The following is a 17,190-nucleotide window of genomic DNA, read 5'->3' on the forward strand; positions in this document are numbered from 1 at the left end:
TCAGCCCACGCGGTCCCAGCCCCGCTTGGGCCGGGTGGAGCCCAGCCGCTCGGTGTCGCGTGACCGGTACACGATGTAGGGCCGGGTCAGATAGCCCAGCGGCGCCGAGAACACGTGCACCAGCCGCGTGAACGGCCATAGCGCGAACAGCACGAACGCCACGAACGCGTGCAGCTGGAACCCGATCGGCGCCGTGGCCATCAGCTCGGCCTGCGGCTGGAACGCCAGGAACGAGCGGTACCAGATCGAGACTCCCTCGCGGTAGTTGTACTCCCCGCCGAACCGGAGCAGCGATCCGGCGATCGTGTTCCACATGCCCAGCATGATGGCTGCGCCCAGGAACGCGTACATCACCTTGTCCATGTTCGTGGTGGCCGAGAAGACCGGACCGACGGTGCGACGTCGGTAGATGAGGATCACCATGCCCACGACGGTGGCGATCCCGGCCGCGAGGCCCCCGACGATCGCGATCCAGTGGTACAGGTGGTCGTCGATCCCGAAGAACGCCGTCCACGACGAGGGCACCAGCAGCCCGATCACGTGCCCGCCGACCACGCCGAGCATCCCGAAGTGGAACAGCGGCGAGCCGAAGCGCAGCAGCTTGTTCTCGTACAGCTGTGAGGAGCGCGTGGTCCAGCCGAACTTGTCGTAGCGGTAGCGCCACACGTGGCCCACCACGAACGTGGCCAGGCACAGGTACGGGAACACGACCCACAGGAAGGTGTCCATCAGGTGCTCCTCTCAGCGTGCCCGGGCGGACTCGGCGTGGCTCAGGACAGGGATGCGGGTGCCCGCGATCAGCGGCTCCGCGCTGTAGGGCGCCAGCCCGACCTCCTCGGCCGGTGGGCCCTCGGCCACGAGCCGGGCGACCGCCGCGGCGTCCTCGCCCTGCAACGGCGGGAAGGTCGCGCACAGGCTGAGCAGCGCTGCGTGCCAGGGTGAGCCGGTGCCGCCCCCGGGCCGGACGAACCCGGCCAGCGCCGTGCGCAGCATCTCGACGCCGGCACGATGCTGCTGCAGGAGCTCACGGGCGGCATCCACGTCCACGGTCGCGCCGAGCCGCAGCACCGCGCACAGATGGTCGGGCAGCTCGTCGGCGGTCCACTCGAGGCCCGCGCGGCGGTAGACCTGCTTGACCTCGAGCAGCGCCACCCCGCGTCGGCGCGTGTCGCCGTAGGCGTAGTAGGTGAGGTACGGCGCGCACTTGCGGGTGAGGTCGAAGGTCGCGACGTACTCGGCCTGCACCTCCTGCAGCGGAGTGCTCCGCAGGAACGCCACCATCTCCCGCAGGTGCGGGTCGGCAGGATCGAGCGCCTCGACGTCGTCGAGCGCGTCGATGAGCTGCTGGGTCGGGTAGTCGAGCAGCAGGGAGCACGCGAGCCAGGTCCTCTCGACGGCGGCCGACGGCAGGGCCCGACGACGGCGCCTCATCGTTCCTCCTCCTCGCCCTTGGTCGGGAACAGGCCACCCGGCCGTCCCTTGCCGTCCCAGTTGAGGAGGTTGACGCGACCCTTCATGGGGTTCGCGGGCATGTCGTCGGCCGTCTGCCTGTCCTGGAGCATCCTGAAGTTCTCGACGGCGACCGGTGTGGGCGTCCCGGAACCCTCACCGAACATGTCCTGCTGCCCACCTCCGTACTCGGAGACCGGGCAGTCGGTGGCGAGCTCCTCGAGCGCGTGCGCCTGCTCGGCGTGCGCGGTCGGGATGACGTAGCGCTCGTCGTACTTCGCGATCGCGAGCAGCCGGAACATCTCGTACATGTCGGATCCCGACATGCCGACCGCCTCGGCGATCGCGTCGTCGCCCGCGCCGCCCAGATTGATGTCACGCATGTACGCGCGCATGGCGGCGAGCTTGCGGAGCACGGAGTCGACCGGCTTGACATCACCCGCCGTGAACAGGTTGGCGAGATAGCCGATCGGGATGCGCAGCGCCTCGATCGCCGCGAACAGGTTGCCCTTGTCCTCGGCGTCGTGGCCGGTGTCCCGGATGATGTCGACGACAGGCGACAGCGGCGGGATGTACCAGACCATCGGCATCGTGCGGTACTCCGGGTGCAGCGGCAGCGCGACCTTGTAGGTGTTGATCAGCTTCCACACGGGCGAGCGCTTCGCCGCCTCGACCCAGTCCAGGGGGATGCCGGCAGCCTCGGCTCCCCGCTGCACCTCGGGATCGTTCGGGTCGAGGAACACCGAGCGCTGCGCCTCGTAGAGGTCGTGGTCGTCCTCCACGGCGGCGGCCTCGAGCACCTTGTCGGCGTCGTAGAGCATCAGCCCGATGTAGCGGAGCCGGCCCACGCAGGTCTCGGAGCAGACCGTGGGGATGCCGACCTCGATGCGGGGGTAGCAGAACGTGCACTTCTCGGCCTTGCCGGTCTTGTGGTTGAAGTAGACCTTCTTGTAGGGGCAGCCCGAGATGCACATGCGCCAGCCGCGGCAGCGGTCCTGGTCGACGAGCACGATGCCGTCCTCGCTGCGCTTGTAGATCGCGCCCGAAGGGCACGATGCGGCGCAGGAGGGGTTGAGGCAGTGCTCGCAGATGCGCGGCAGGTAGAACATGAAGGTCTGCTCGAACTCGAGCTTCACCTTCTCGGCGATGTCCTTGAGCATCACGTCGGTGGCGGCGTGATCCTGCGAGCCGGCCAGGTTGTCGTCCCAGTTCGCCGACCACTCGATCGACATGTTCTCGCCGGAGAGCAGCGACTTCGGGCGAGCCACCGGGAAGGTGTCGGAGGCCGGTGCCCGCACGAGGGTCTCGTAGTCGTAGGTCCAGGGCTCGTAGTAGTCCTCGATCGAGGGCATCTTCGGGTTGGAGAAGATCGAGAACAGCTTCTTGAAGCGCCCGCCCGCCCGCAGCGCGAGGCGGCCGTTCGACTTGCGGACCCAGCCGCCCTCCCACTCGTCCTGGTCCTCGTACCGTCGCGGGTAGCCGAGACCGGGTCGGGTCTCGACGTTGTTGAACCAGACGTACTCGGTGCCCGCCCGGTTGGTCCAGGCCTGCTTGCAGGTGACCGAGCAGGTGTGGCACCCGATGCACTTGTCGAGGTTCATCACCATCGCCATCTGAGCCATGACGCGCATCAGTAACGCACCTCCGTCCGACGCTTCCGTATCATCGTCACTTCATCTCGCTGGTTCCCGGTGGGCCCGAGGTAGTTGAAGGCGAACGCGAGCTGCGCGTAACCGCCGATCAGGTGGCTCGGCTTGAGCATGATGCGGGTGAGCGAGTTGTGGATGCCGCCTCGCTTGCCGGTGGTCTCGGTGCGCGGCACATCGATCAGCCGGTCCTGCGCGTGGTGCATGTACACGGTGCCCTCGGGCATCCGGTGCGACACGATCGCGCGTGCCGCGACCACGCCGTTGCGGTTGACGGCCTCGACCCAGTCGTTGTCGCCGATGCCCACCTTCGCGGCGTCCCTGTCCGAGATCCAGATCACCGGGCCGCCGCGCGAGAGCGCCAGCATGAACAGGTTGTCCTGGTACTCGGAGTGGATCGACCACTTGTTGTGCGGTGTCAGGTACCGGACCGATACCCCGAGCTCGTTGATCTCGCCGACCGGTGCCTCGCCGAAGATCTCGGTCATGTCCAGCGGTGGTTTGTAGGTCGGTAGTGCCTCGCCCAGCTCGAGCATCCAGTCGTGGTCGAGGAAGAAGTGCTGTCTTCCGGTGAGGGTGTGCCAGGGCTTCATCCGCTCGGTGTTGATCGTGAAGGGGCTGTATCGGCGCCCCCCGGTCTCCGAGCCCGACCACTCGGGCGAGGTGATCACCGGGACCGGGGCCGCCTGGGTGTCGGCGAAGGTGATCTGCTTGCCCTCGTGCTCGGCGGCGAGATCGGCCAGCTGGGTACCGGTGCGCTTCTCGAGCGTGTGGAACCCCTGGGTCGCGAGATGGCCGTTGGTGGTGCCGGACAGCGTCATGATCGTCTCGGCGACCGACATCGCCTTCTCGAGGTTGGGACGACCGTCGCTCACACGTCCCGGTGCGCGAACGGTGCCGAGCCGGGTCTTCAGCTGCTCCACCTCCCGCTTGACGTCGAAGGTCACCCCCTTCGTCGTGGCCCCCAGCTTCTCCATCAGCGGACCGAGCGAGGTGAGCTTGTCCGCGATCGCGCCGTAGTCGCGCTCGACGACGATCAGCCTCGGCATCGTGACCCCAGGCACCGGGTCGCACTCGCCTGCACGCCAGTCCTTCACGACGCCGCCCGGGGTCGCCATCGCGTCCGGGCTGTCGTGCATGAGGGGAGCCGCCACCAGGTCCTTGCGCACCCCGAGGTGCTCCTTCGCGAGGTCCGAGAACGTGGTCGCGAGGGTGCGGAAGATGTCCCAGTCGGTGCGGGTCTCCCACGGCGGCGAGATCGCCGGGTTGAAGGAGTGGATGAAGGGGTGCATGTCCGTGGTCGAGATGTCGTGCTTCTCGTACCAGGTGGCTGCCGGGAGCACGATGTCGGAGAGCAGCGTCGAGGACGTCATCCTGAAGTCGAGCGTGACCAGCAGGTCGAGCTTTCCTTCGGGCGCCTTCTCGTGCCACGTGATGTCGCGAGGCCTGCCCTCCGGTGGTGTCTCCCGGGCGGAGACGGAGTCGTCGGTGCCGAGCAGGTGCTTGAGGAAGTACTCGTTGCCCTTGCCCGAGCTGCCGAACAGGTTCGCGCGCCACATCGTGAGGATGCGCGGGAAGTTCTCCGGAGAGTCGGGATCCTCGCAGGCGAACGCGAGCGAACCGTCCTGGAGCGACCTCACCACGTACTCGGCGGGCTCCAGTCCCGCGGCCTCGGCCTCGTCGACGAGGTCGAGCGAGTTGCGGTTGAAGGTCGGGTAGGAGGGCATCCAGCCGAGCCGGCTGGACATCGCGAGCCCGTCGGCGGTCCCCATGCCGTCGAAGCGGCCGGTTCCGGTAGCCGCCGACAGGCGGCTCATGTCGTAGTTGTCGTACCGGAACTGGTTGGTGTGCAGGTACCAGTAGGCGGTCTGGATCATCTGCCGTGGCGGCCGGCTCCAGTCGAGCGCCGAGGCCATCTGCGCCCATCCGGTGACCGGACGTGCCTTCTCCTGACCGACGTAGTGCGCCCAGCCGCCGCCGTTGACGCCCTGACACCCGGTGATGGTGGTGAGCAGGAGCATCGCGCGGTAGATCAGGTCGGAGTGGAACCAGTGGTTCGCGCCGGCGCCGACGATGATCATCGAACGACCGCGGGAGTCGGCGGCGTTCTGGGCGAACTCGCGCGCGATCCGCGCCACCGCGGCGGCGGGGACGCCCGTGATCGGCTCCTGCCACGCGGGCGTGTACGGGGCACCTGCGTCGTCGTATCCGGCTGCGTAGCTGCCCTCGAGCCCGGGACGGCCTACGCCGTACTGGGCCAGCATGATGTCCATGACGGTGGTGACGAGGTGCTCGCCGACGCGCCGTACCGGTACGCCCCGCGCCAGGGTGCCGCCCGCCGAGTCCGGACCCGCGGCCCGGTCGAAGCGGGGCAGCTCGACCAGTCGTTGCTCGCTGTCCTGCGACAGCACGGTCAACGCCGGCGTGACGTCGCCGAGCTCAAGGTTCCACTTGCCGAGGCCGTCGTCGCCGAACCGGTGACCGAGCGAGCCGTTCGGCACGACCACCTCGCCCGACTGGTCGAGCAGGACGGGCTTGAACGCTGCGTTCTCGACATCCTGCCCCAGGTCCGCGGCGGTGAGGAACTTGCCCGGGCGAGCTGCGCCGTCGGGCATCTCCTCGAGGCGGATCAGATACGGCAGGTCCGTGTACTGCCGGACGTAGTCGGTGAAGTAGTCGACCTGGTTGTCCACGAAGAACTCGCGGAGCACCACGTGACCCATCGCCATGGCGAGGGCGGCGTCGGTGCCGGGTGCGGCGGGGAGCCACTCGTCGGCGAACTTGACGTTGTCGGCGTAGTCGGGGGCGACCACGACGACCTTCTGGCCGCGGTACCGGGCCTCGGCCATCCAGTGCGCGTCCGGCGTGCGGGTCACCGGGACGTTCGAGCCCCACATCATGAGGTAGCTCGCGTCCCACCAGTCGCCGGACTCGGGAACGTCGGTCTGGTCGCCGAAGATCTGCGGCGAGGCGACCGGGAGGTCCGCGTACCAGTCGTAGAACGAGAGCATCGCCCCGCCGATCAGCGAGGTCCAGCGGGCACCCGAGGCGTGCGAGACCATCGACATGGCGGGGATGGGCGAGAACCCGGCGATGCGGTCGGGGCCCCACCGCCGGATCGTGTGGACGTGGGCGGCCGCGAACATCTCGGAGGCCTCGTCCCACGAGCAGCGGACCAGGCCACCCTTGCCGCGTGCCTTCTTGTAGCGGGCGGCGCGCTCCGGGTCTTCGACGATGCTCGCCCAGGCGGCGACGGGATCGCCCAGGCGGTGACGTGCCTCGCGGAACATCTCGAGCAGCACGCCGCGCACGTACGGGTAGCGGACCCGGGTGGGGGAGTAGGTGTACCAGGAGAACGCGGCGCCGCGCGGGCAGCCGCGGGGCTCGTAGTCGGGTCGGTCGGCGCCCGCGGTGGGGTAGTCGGTCTGCTGCGACTCCCACGTGATGATGCCGTCCTTGACGTACACCTTCCACGAGCAGGAACCGGTGCAGTTGACACCGTGGGTGGAGCGGACCACCTTGTCGTGGGACCACCGGTCCCGGTAGAAGACGTCGCCCTCACGGCCGCCCTTCTTGTACAGGGTGCGGTGGTCCTCGGAGACCTCCGCCCGCGTGAAGAACTCCCGGCCGCCCATCAGGGCGGCGGTGATCGGGCCGTCGATGCTGCTGGTCATGCCACAGCCTCCTTCTGCTTGTGCGCGAGGCGCCTGACCGAGGTGAGCGTGAGCCCGAGGACGAGTGCTGCGGTGCCGGCGAGGAGCCACAGCCCGATCGCGTAGGACTGCATCTGTCCGTAGGCCCATCCCATGATCAACGGCGGCACGAAGCCACCGAGGCCGCCGGCTGCTCCGACGATGCCCGTGACGCCGCCGACCCTGGCCGGCTCGGTGACCTGGGCGATGAGCGCGAACACGGCGCCGCTGCCGGCGCCGAGGGCCGCCGCCATCAGCAGGAAGTCGACGGTGCCCAGCAGCAGCAGCGGTGGCTCCGCCGAGGCGATGGCGGCGCACAGCGCCGTCACGGCGAACACCGCGCTGAGCACCGGGATCGAACCGACCTTGTCGGAGAGCCACCCCCCGACCGGGCGCATGACGACGGCGATCACCACGAAGCCGGCCATGCGGTTGGAGGCGTCGGCGGGCGTGAGATCGTGCGCGTTGATCAGGTAGGTCGGCAGATACACCGAGAACGCCACGTATCCGCCGAAAGCGACGGCGTAGAGCAACGACGCCTGCCACGTGACCGGGAGCCTGAGGTTGCCGAGGAGCCTGCCGACGAAGCCGGGGGGCGGCGGCGTGCGGCCTGGTGCGTCGCGCAGCACCACCCAGGACAGCACGGCGTAGATCGCCAGTGCTGCTGCGGTGATGAGGAAGGGCGTGGTCGCGCCGAGACCGTCGTAGAGCTTGACCGTGGTCAGCGCGCTGATCGCCGTGCCGCCCATGCCGGCACCGAAGATGCCGATCGCCAGGCCGCGCTGCTGCGGCGGGAACCACGCGTTCACGAACGGGACCCCCACCGCGAAGGCGGTCCCGCCGATGCCGAGGAAGAACCCGCCCACGAGGATCAGGGTGTAGGAGTCGAGGGCGAAGAACGCGAGGAACAGGATCGGCAGGACCGTCAGCACCGAGACGGCCGGGAACATGACGCGGCCGCCGTAGCGGTCCGTGAGCGCGCCGACGACGACACGCCCGAGGCTCCCCACCACGACCGGCACCGCGACCAGCAGAGCGACGTCGCTCTGGGTGAGGTCGGCCAGCAACCCCTCCTGTCGGAACTTCGGACCGAGCGGGCTGAGCAGCGCCCAGGCCCAGAAGTTGACCACGAAGCCCAGCGTGGCTACGCCGAGCATCAGCCATCGTTGGCCGTGCGGTAGAGCGGTCGTGGGAGCGGGGGTGCCAGGATCCTGCGCCATGCGGCCTCTTTCGGGAGCAACCTCATCCGAACGTACGGCACATGTTGCGCCTCCGCAGCAGGATGGTTCATCGCGAGTCTGGGTTCTTGGGACCTAGGTCCGGCACGGGATGGTCCGCGGATCGTCACTACAGCTGGTGGGGTCCAACCTGCTAGTCTCAGGCCCAGCGTCGAGCCGAGCGAGTCCCTCAGAGGTCTGGTCCTAGCGATGAGATCGAACTCCACCAGCATCGGGCCACCTTGATGAAGGCGGGTCGTACTGCTAGGTATGCGGCAACGATGCTGGCATGCGGAGCCCTGTGGGTGGCTGGCCTCTCGCCGTCGTCCGCAGCGATGCAGGACGAACCCGCGTGGGACACGGTCGCGGCCGAGGACATGCCGGAGACCTCCCCGGTGATCACTGTCCCTGCGGACGCGGTCTGGCAATTCACGATCGGCCAGGTCTGGTCGCAGGGTCCGAAGCCGGTCTCCATCGAGGAGTCGTGGACCCACCCACTTCCCAGCGCCCGCCTGCTGTCACAGTTCGGGAACAGGGGGATCATCCCGGGAGTCACCTCGAGCGCGTTCCACAACGGCATCGACCTCGCCGCGACTCTGGGCACGCAGATCCTTGCCGCGGGGTCGGGTGTGGTCATCTACGCGGGTCATGGCAACAAGACGCTGGGGCTCTCTGGATGGGTCGTCGTGATCCAGCACCTGGACGGAACCAGCACCGCCTACAACCACATGAGCGAGTCCGGTGTCCTCGTGGCCGTCGGCGACGACGTGACCACGGGCGACGTCATCGCTCTCGTCGGCAGCGAGGGCAGGTCGACCGGCCCGCACCTTCACTTCTCCGCATGGGTCGACGGTCGGGCGGTCAATCCCGTGAACTATCTGCAGGAGCGGGGCGTCTCCGTGCCCGGCGGTCGCGCCTCGACCGATGAGTCCACCCAGGGAGACCCGAACGACCCGCACCAGTGGGACTGGACCGGGGCCGAGCAGGGCGACGGACCTCCCATCGAGGAGCCCTACGGCGACCCTGAGCCCGACCCTGTGGAGCAGACCCCGTCGGACCCTGAGCCAGAGCCGACACCGGCTCCTGAGCCAGAGCCGACACCGGCTCCTGAGCCAGAGCCGACACCGGAGCCGTCGACGGAGCCGACACCGACGCCCTCGGTCGAGCCGGAACCCACCGAAGAGCCCACGCAGGACCCCACCGAAGAGCCTTCTGACCCGGACCCGACCGATGGCCCATCCGACGATCCCGAGCCGACCCCCACCGACGAGCCGACCGGGACCCCGACCGCCCCGGGGTCGCCGTCCGAGCCCGAGCACACCTCCGAGCCGGAGCCTGGGCCCACGTCGACAGCCACGGACGAGCCCACCGACTAGCCCGAGGCCCTCAGCGGCGAGCGGCCAGCAATGTCGCGTCGGGGATGTCGACCCGCCTGCCCTCTCGCACCACGCGGCGGGGGCGATCCTCGGCGACGATCACCTCGAACGACCCCGGCAGCGAGCCGACGAGATCGGCTGCCGCGAACATCGCGTCGCGATGGCTCTGCGTCAGCTGGGTGAGCTCCTCCGACGGCGCATGCCCGACCACCAGCAGATGACCGCCGGGAGCGACCGCGGTGGCGAGCCGACCCACGACAGCGGCCATGCCGCCGTCGGGCGGGTGCAGGTAGTGGGTCGTGACGAGATCGAAGGAGCGGCCGCCCGCCTCGAAGGTGCGGGCGTCGATCTGCCACCACTCGACACGATCGGACACACCGGCCTCGGCAGCGTGCTCGGCGGCGCGCGCCAACCCCTTGCCCGAGAAGTCCGCACCCGTGGCGCGCCAGCCCTGCTGGGCGAGCCAGATGACGTCGCCACCCTCGCCGCAGCCGACGTCGAGCGCCGTACCGGGGGAGAGGGTCGAGGCGATCGTGACCAGCTGCGGGTTCGCGTTCCCGCTCCAGATCTTCGCCTCGCCCGAGTACCGCTCGTCCCAGCTGTCCGGCTCGAACATCTCGGTGCTGTGGTCGTGCTCGGAATGGGCCATGACGACACTGTGCAGCGCGGTGCACTCAGGGGCAAGCGTGATTGCTGAAACAGCAAGGCTCGGTCCTGCGATGGTGGGAGGAGGGAGCCGGAGAGGTTGCGGGCAGAGGCTTGCGTCGCTGGCAGCCAGGGTCAGTCGGCTGTGCGATCGTGCGCGGTCACCAACGCTCGTCCCTGATCTGGCACCTGCTCGTCATCGGCTGGATCGAACGCGACACGTCCGGTCTCGAACCGCGCCGCCAGGGCACCGCGCAGCCGCTCGCGACGTGTCAGGCGGCCGTCGTGGCCCGGGCTCGCTGGCGTGATGGGATCCGGGGTCACCGCCAGGAGGGCGCGTTCGGCGGCGGCGACCGGCTGGTGCTGCTCGAGGTAGCCACCCTCGGGCGTCCGCACGATCCGGCCGGTCTCGTGCCCGTGCAGCAGCACCTCACGGTCCTTGCGCTGCAGCCCGAGACAGATCCGGCGCGTGATATCGAACGCGACCGGTGGGCCGACGATCAGCGCCACCTGCAGTGCGGTCACGATCAGCTCGAAGCTGATGCCGAACGTCGTCGAGGCGATGTCGGTGCTCCCGGCAGCCCACAGGATGCCGTAGAAGAGCATGCCTGCCACACCGATCCCGGTGCGGACCGGGACGTTCCTCGGCCGCTCGAGCACGTGGTGCTCGAGGGTGTCGCGGGTGATCCATGACTCGAGGAACGGGTAGACGATCACCACGGCGAAGTAGATGCCGATGACGGCGAGCGGGGCGAGGATGGCGAAGGTCCACGTCCAGCCGAACCACTCGGTCTCCCAGCCTGCTGGGACGAGCCGGAGAGCGCCGTCGAGGAACCCCATGTACCAGTCGGGTTGGCTGCCGCCGCCGACGTCGCCGGCAGCGGTAGGGCCATAGGCCCAGATGGGGCTGATCGTTGAGGTCGCGCCGAGCAGCACCAGCACACCGCTCGTGATCGCTGTCAGTCCGGCGGCGCGCAGTGCGGCGTCGGGCCAGAGGCGGAGGCCAGGTGTTGCCTGGATCGGGGCACCCGTGCTCGCCGGGCTCGGTGACCCGTGCCGGTATCCGAGCACGCCGCGGACCACGAGCAGGGCCACGACCAGGATCGGGGCGATCACGACGTGGACCGGGTAGAGGTTCTCGATGATCTCGCCAGGGAACCTGCTGCCGAACATCAGGGTCACGAGCCACGTGCCGATCACCGGGATGCCGAGCATCACGCCTTCGACGATCCGCAGCCCGGTGCCCGAGAGCATGTCGTCGGGGAGGGCGTAGCCGCTCCAGCCGGCCAGGAGGACCGCGAAGAACGCGAGCATCAGCAGCAGCCAGCCCGCACGCCGGGGGCGGCGGAACCCTCCGGTGAAGAACAGGGCCAGGATCTGCATCATCATCGTCGCCGGCAGGAGAAGTCCTGCCCAGTGATGGGTCTGGCGGACCAGCATCCCGCCGGCCTGCTCGAAGGAGATCTCCATCGTGGAGGCGAAGGCCTTGCTGACCTCCGTCCCGACGAGCGGACCATATGGCCCGTCATACGTGACCAGCTCGCTGGACGGGGTGTAGGTGAATGTCAGCAGGATGCCGGTGATCGTGAGGACGACGATCGAGGCGAACGCCATGACGCCGAACATGTTCGCCCAGTGCAGGTGGACCCGTTGCCGCCTGAGCGCCCGGACGAGTCGAGGGCCGGCCTGCGCGACGAGCACCGCAGCGCGCCGGCGTGCGGTAGCGGGGTGGCGGCGGTCAACGGGCACGGTCGGCTCCGATCAGCTCACGCGCACGTTCCTCGGCGTCTGGCCCTGTTCCTTCCCGGCGGGGCCTCAGCACGGCCGGATCGCCTGCCGCCAGGAACGCGGTCCGCGGCACCTGCACGCCGGGCAGCGCGACGATGTCCCGTCCGAAGAGCGCTGCGCTGAGCCAGACGAGCAGGACGCGCAACTTCCGCTCCCAGGTGGGGATGGCCAGCACGTGGTAGCCGCGGTGCATCAACCATGCGAGCGGGCCCTTGATGACCAGCCGCCGGTACTGGAAGATGCCGTGCCCCATGCCGAGCGTCGCAATGGTGCCGAGACTGTCGTGGCGGTACGGACGCTCCTTCTTGCCGCGCAGGTGAGCCACGATGTTGGCCGCCAGAAGCTTGCCCTGCCTGACGGCGTGCTGAGCGTTGGGGACGGTCAGGGCACCGGGAGCGGCCGCGGTCAGGTCAGGGACAGCGGCGTTGTCGCCGGCGGCCCAGGCATCCGGCACGGGTGCCTCGTCGGTGCCGACCCGGAGGTCGGCGCGGACGCGCACCAGGCCACGGTCGTCGACCGGCAGATCGGTGTGCTGGGCGACCACGGGGTTGTGCCCGTTGCCGACAGCCCAGATGAGGAGGTTCGTGTCGAACGACTCCCCGGTGGACAGCACGATGTGCCCGCCCCGCGCGGAGGTGATCTGCGTCTCCGTGTGGACGTGGGCCCCTCGCCGCTCGAGGTGGCGTACGACCCAGCGACCGGGATCATCGGTCACCTCGGGCAGGATCCGAGGCGATGCCTCGACCAGGTGGAAGGAGAGCTCCGCCAGGCTGATCTCGGGGTAGGAACGCAGCAGCGAGGTCGCCAGCGAGAGCAGCTCGCCGAACGCTTCGACCCCGGTGAAGCCGCCACCGACGACCGTCACGGTGAGCAGCCGCGAACGCTCCGGTCCCGGCGGGAGGCCGGCAGCCTCGTCGAACGCGGTCAGCAGACCGTCGCGGATGGCGACGGCCTCCTCGACGTGCTTGAGGCCGATCGCGTGATCGGCGACCCCAGGGATCGACAACCTGCGGGTCACGGCCCCCGCCGTGACCACGAGGAGGTCGTACTTGATGGCTTGCGGGGCGCCGTGGGCGGTCTGGACCATGGCCCTCCGATGGGCGTGATCCACCTCGATCACGTGGCCGGCGACGAGGCGTGTGCTCCGCAGGTGACTTCGCAGGGAGACGACGACGTGTCGAGCCTCGACCGACCCAGCCGTGACCTCGGGAAGGAACGGTTGGTAGGTCATGTAGCCGCGCGGGTCGACGACGGTGACCTCCGCCTCGCCCGGACGCAGCCGCTTCTCGAGCCGCCAGGCTGTGTAGAAGCCTGCGTACCCGCCGCCGATGATCAATATCCGCATGACATCCTCCAGTTGCTCTCACCAGGTAGACCGTGGAGCGGGAGCAGACGTGACGTGGCGCTCGTCACGTGCGTCGGGCCGGCCGACTACTCGACCAGCTTGCCGTCGGCAGAGACGTCGACCATGAGCTCGGCGATCTCGCCCGGCACCGGTGGGATCTCTTCGTGCACGACGCCGGCGGTGGGCGACCAGACGAGGTTCGTCTGCAGAGCGGGGTCCAGGTCGGGGTAGTCGCTGCGGTTGTGGCAGCCGCGGCTCTCGCGGCGTTCGAGCGCCGCCTCGAGCGTGGCGCGGGCGGCGATCAGGGATGCTCTGAGGTCGAAGGCGTGCGCGAGATCACCGAAGCCTGCGATGTCCGGATGGACCCCGACGTCACCCGACCGCTCGCTGATCTCGTGCAGCTCGCGCAAACCGGTCAGGAGCCCGGTCTCGTCGCGGGAGACGCCGGCGTGCGCGGTCATCGTGTTGCGGACCGCGCGCTGCAGAGCGCGGACGTTCTCGGGCCCGTCGGCGGCGAGCAGCGCGCTGATCTCCCGCCGCGCCTCCGCCTCGGCGTCGCGTGAGCGGTGCTGCGCCTCCAGCCCCGCCGAGTACTCCGCCGCGGCCCGTGCGACGATCCGCCCGAACACCAGCAGCTCGATCAGCGAGTTTCCCCCGAGCCGATTGGCGCCGTGCAGACCGGAGGAGGCCTCACCCACCGCATACAGGCCCGCCACGTCGGTGCTGTGGTCCTCCGGACGGACCCACACCCCGCCCATGGAGTAGTGCGCGGTGGGAGCGATCTCGATCGGCTCGGCAGTGATGTCGAGCATCTGCAGCTCCAGCAGCGTCTGGTAGACGCGCGGCAGCCGCGTCATGATCGTCTCGCGTGGCAGGTGCGAGACGTCGAGCCAGACGCCGCCCCTCTCGGTGCCTCGGCCCTCCTTGATCTCGGTGTAGGCGGCGAGCGCGACGCGGTCCCTCGTGGACAGCTCCATCCGCTTCGGGTCGTAGCGCTCCATGAACCGCTCGCCAAGTGCGTTTCGCAGGATGCCGCCCTCGCCGCGCGCCGCCTCGGACACCAGCGTGCCGGCGGCGTTCTCGGGCTCGAGGAGACCGGACGGGTGGAACTGCACCAGCTCGGGGTCGCGCAAGCGGGCGCCGGCCTCGACGGCGAGCCGGAAGGAGTCCCCGGTGTTCTCGTCACGCCGTGAGGACGTGCGGCGCCAGATGCGGGTGTGGCCGCCGGCGGCGAGGATCACCGCGTCCGCGTGGATCAGATGCGGCGTCCCGTCGGTCAGGTCGAACCCGTATGCACCGAACACGGCACCGTCGCGCACGAGGATGCGGGTGATGTAGATCGAGTCCAGGATCGGGATGTCGAGCTGAGCCGCACGGTTCACCAAGGTCCGCTGGATCTCCAGGCCGGTGTAGTCGCCGGCGAACGCGGTACGGCGATAGGTGTGCGCTCCGAAGAAGCGCTGGGAGATGCGTCCGTCGTCCTCACGCGCGAAGGCCATGCCGTACCGCTCCAGGTCGGCGATGCCCTGGGCGGCGCCCCTGGCGACGATCTCGACGGTGTGCGGGTTGGCCAGACCGTAGCTCTCCTTGATGGTGTCGGCAGCGTGCTGCTGCCAAGAATCCTCGGCATCCATGGTGCCGAGAGCGGCGTTGATGCCGCCCGCCGCCAGGGACGTGTGGGCGTCGATGCGGGGCCGTTTGCCGACCGTCAGGACGCTGACGCCCTGCTCGGCGAGCTCGATCGCGGCGCGCAGGCCGGATCCGCCGGTGCCGATCACGAGCACGGTGGTCGACATGCGCCGTTCGGTGATGTTCATCTGCTGCTCTCCGCCTGCTGCTCCGATCGAGGCGCCGCCTGCTGCCGCCCAGGGGCGTGATCGGCGCTCTCGTGACGGCCGAGACGACGACCGCCTAGATCGAAGACAACGCAGCCCCGCGGAACGTGACAGCGGCGGGTCGTCGTGAGGCTGATGCTCCTGGCGCGTGCCGGACCGAGCGGCTCTGGGTCACCACGCTCCGGCGCTGGCGAGCTTGTCCGGGTTGCGGACGATGTAGATGCCGTCGATCGCGCCCGCATCGGTACTGATCGTGGCGATGCCCACCACCTCGGTCCCCTGCTTGATCAGGAGGCACGCCTCGCCGTTCGCGTCGATGATCTCCAGGGTCGTGCTCGGGCCGAGATGGCGCAGGGCTCCGCCCAGGAAGCGGGTGACATGGTCGCGGCCGGTCACCGGACGTCTGGCGGCGGACACCTTGCCCCCGCCGTCGGAGATGGTCACGACGTCCTCGGCCAGGAGCTGCTCGAGGTCGTGGAGGTTCCCGGTGCGGGATGCCGACTGGAAGGCCTCGAGCAGGCGCGACATCTCCTCGCGCTGCGCGGGTGCCCCTCGCCGCCCTGCCAGGTGCTTGCGGGCGCGGTGCGCCAGCTGCCGGGCGTTGGCCTCGCTGGTGTGGAGAACCTCCGCGATCTCGCGGAACGGGTAGTCGAAGGCTTCGCGCAGGACGTAGACAGCACGCTCGGCGGGTGGGAGGCGCTCCATCAGGGTCAGCATCGCGACGCTGAGCGCCTCGGCGCGTTCCGCCCCGAGGTACGGATCGTCGTCACCGGTCGGGACGGGCTCGGGCAGCCACGGCCCGACGTAGTGCTCCCGGCGCGCCCGAGCTGAGGTCGCGACATTGATGGCCAACCGGGTGATGGTGGTGACCAGGAACGCCTCCGGATTGAGCACCACCGACCGGTCGGTGGCCTGCCAGCGCAGCCACGCGTCCTGAACCACGTCCTCGGCGTCGGCCACCGTGCCGAGGATGCGGTAGGCGATACCGAACAACCGTCGCCGCTTGTCCTCGAACACGTCGGCCGCCTCGCTCAGATGTGCCATCTGCGCTCATTCCGTCGTGTCAGCGTGGAGCGTCGACGATGACGCTATCGGAGTACTCGTCCGGCCGGTCGATCGTCGAGGGGAAAGCGCCCAACAGGCCGGGAGGGCCCATCGATCGCACGTCGCGGCTGTCCGGTGGTCCTTCAACGCGCCTTCTCCTCGTGACCGGCGTCTGCCGTCGTGTGCGACGGCCTTCATGAGTTCAGACGAAGCTGCGGCACGTTTCGTGACATCGCCGGTCACGAAATGGAACCGCTGCGCGGTCTTCGTGATGACCGCACGCCGTGCGGGTCGGGCCGGCTCGGTGCCCGTGGCAGCCCTCTCGAGGAGCATTCAATCGTGACGTCGACCATCGCCCTCAGCGATCCTCGGGATCGTTGGACGGCAGCAGCCGTTGCCGACGGCACAGCCCCGGACATCCCATGGCCGGCCTAGGGGGAGGCAATAGCGGCGGCGAACCCGAGGTGCGGTACCGCGGCGACACGGCGATCATGGACTACGTGGTGCGAGCCGCGATGCAGGCGCCCGATCCCCGAGGGACGGCTGCCGTGATCCTGGCCGGTGCGTTCCCGAGCGACGGGGGCTTCGTCGCTGGATGTGTGGGCTGCTCGGAGGACGACCTCCCGGGACTGCTGGTCGCGGCACGCAGGAGGCTCCGGCGCGACCGTGTGGCAACGATCACGGAGCCCGTCGAGGCGCTCAGACGCCTGCGGTCGACATGGACCGAGGGAGATCGGGGTGCCGTGGCTGAGCTCCTGTCGCCGGACGTTGCGCTCTACGCCGTCGGCCGGCTCCACTCGGGCTGCCTGCGTCTACCCGTGCACGGATCACGGGAGGTGGCGCAGCTCCTGAGCGACATCATGGGCAGCGAGCCGCCGGCGCCCGAGCTGAGACTGGTCGACCGATCTGCCTGGCTCGTCCTCCAGCGCGACGAGCTCATGGTGGCACTCCCTGCCATCGAGGTGCACCGTGGATCGGTCAGAGGGGTCTGGCTGGTCGACAGGCCCGGCACGCGGCGCTGCCGGTGACGCGTCAGACCCCGACTGAGGGTGGTCGCGATCTCGTCCCGGACCGACGGCGCCCCGGCCACCGCGAGGGTGGCCGGGGCGCCGTCGAGCCTGTGTCGACGTGTTGGCGGGGCTCGCGGTCGCCG

Annotated in this window: 12 protein-coding genes; 2 read left to right on the forward strand and 10 right to left on the reverse strand. The window is 69.3% G+C overall.

Going from position 1 to position 17,190, the window contains the following annotated elements:
- Genes narI through GPA03_RS02655 form a run of 5 tightly spaced genes read right to left on the reverse strand, consistent with a single transcriptional unit; the run spans position 1 to position 7,944 of the window.
- On the reverse strand, positions 1–729 hold the full coding sequence (gene narI, locus GPA03_RS02635; RefSeq protein ID WP_156250435.1) for a respiratory nitrate reductase subunit gamma: 729 nt from the start codon (positions 727–729) through the stop codon (positions 1–3).
- Between the two features lie 12 nt (positions 730–741).
- Complete coding sequence (gene narJ, locus GPA03_RS02640; RefSeq protein WP_156250436.1) at positions 742–1,431, reverse strand: nitrate reductase molybdenum cofactor assembly chaperone; 690 nt, start codon at positions 1,429–1,431, stop codon at positions 742–744.
- The gene (gene narH, locus GPA03_RS02645) at positions 1,428–3,080 is read right to left on the reverse strand and encodes a nitrate reductase subunit beta (RefSeq protein WP_156250437.1); all 1,653 of its coding nucleotides are present in this window, start codon (positions 3,078–3,080) and stop codon (positions 1,428–1,430) included. The genes narJ and narH overlap by 4 nt, the downstream gene beginning before the upstream one ends.
- Entirely contained in the window at positions 3,080–6,769 is a 3,690-nt protein-coding gene (locus tag GPA03_RS02650) for a nitrate reductase subunit alpha (protein WP_156250438.1), read from the reverse strand. Before GPA03_RS02650 ends, narH begins: the two co-directional genes overlap by 1 nt.
- A complete protein-coding gene (locus GPA03_RS02655; protein ID WP_156250439.1) occupies positions 6,766–7,944 on the reverse strand; it encodes a nitrate/nitrite transporter in 1,179 nt (392 codons plus the stop codon). The genes GPA03_RS02650 and GPA03_RS02655 overlap by 4 nt, the downstream gene beginning before the upstream one ends.
- Before the next feature lie 395 nt (positions 7,945–8,339).
- On the opposite strand from GPA03_RS02655, the gene GPA03_RS22625 reads away from it, so the two are divergent.
- Entirely contained in the window at positions 8,340–9,380 is a 1,041-nt protein-coding gene (locus GPA03_RS22625) for a peptidoglycan DD-metalloendopeptidase family protein (protein ID WP_162458233.1), read from the forward strand.
- Between the two features lie 10 nt (positions 9,381–9,390).
- Here the strand turns inward: GPA03_RS22625 and GPA03_RS02665 are convergent, their stop codons facing one another.
- The 5 genes from GPA03_RS02665 to GPA03_RS02685 form a co-directional block, all read right to left on the reverse strand.
- A complete protein-coding gene (locus GPA03_RS02665) occupies positions 9,391–10,029 on the reverse strand; it encodes a class I SAM-dependent methyltransferase (RefSeq protein ID WP_156250441.1) in 639 nt (212 codons plus the stop codon).
- A 131-nt stretch (positions 10,030–10,160) separates the two neighbouring features.
- Positions 10,161–11,774 carry a cytochrome bc1 complex cytochrome b subunit gene (gene qcrB, locus GPA03_RS02670; protein WP_241681048.1) on the reverse strand — a complete coding sequence of 538 codons (1,614 nt, stop codon included), beginning with the start codon at positions 11,772–11,774 and terminating at the stop codon, positions 10,161–10,163.
- Positions 11,764–13,158, reverse strand: coding sequence for an NAD(P)/FAD-dependent oxidoreductase (locus GPA03_RS02675; protein ID WP_156250442.1), 1,395 nt, complete (start codon positions 13,156–13,158; stop codon positions 11,764–11,766). The genes qcrB and GPA03_RS02675 overlap by 11 nt, the downstream gene beginning before the upstream one ends.
- Positions 13,159–13,244: 86 nt before the next feature.
- On the reverse strand, positions 13,245–14,975 hold the full coding sequence (locus GPA03_RS02680; protein ID WP_156250443.1) for an L-aspartate oxidase: 1,731 nt from the start codon (positions 14,973–14,975) through the stop codon (positions 13,245–13,247).
- Between the two features lie 189 nt (positions 14,976–15,164).
- Positions 15,165–16,037 carry an RNA polymerase sigma-70 factor gene (locus GPA03_RS02685; RefSeq protein WP_156250444.1) on the reverse strand — a complete coding sequence of 291 codons (873 nt, stop codon included), beginning with the start codon at positions 16,035–16,037 and terminating at the stop codon, positions 15,165–15,167.
- Between the two features lie 422 nt (positions 16,038–16,459).
- Between GPA03_RS02685 and GPA03_RS02690 the strand changes: the two genes are divergently transcribed.
- Entirely contained in the window at positions 16,460–17,065 is a 606-nt protein-coding gene (locus GPA03_RS02690; protein WP_156250445.1) for a hypothetical protein, read from the forward strand.
- Positions 17,066–17,190 lie beyond the last annotated feature (125 nt).

The organism is Pseudactinotalea terrae (assembly GCF_009733845.1).
Lineage (GTDB): Bacteria > Actinomycetota > Actinomycetes > Actinomycetales > Beutenbergiaceae > Pseudactinotalea > Pseudactinotalea terrae.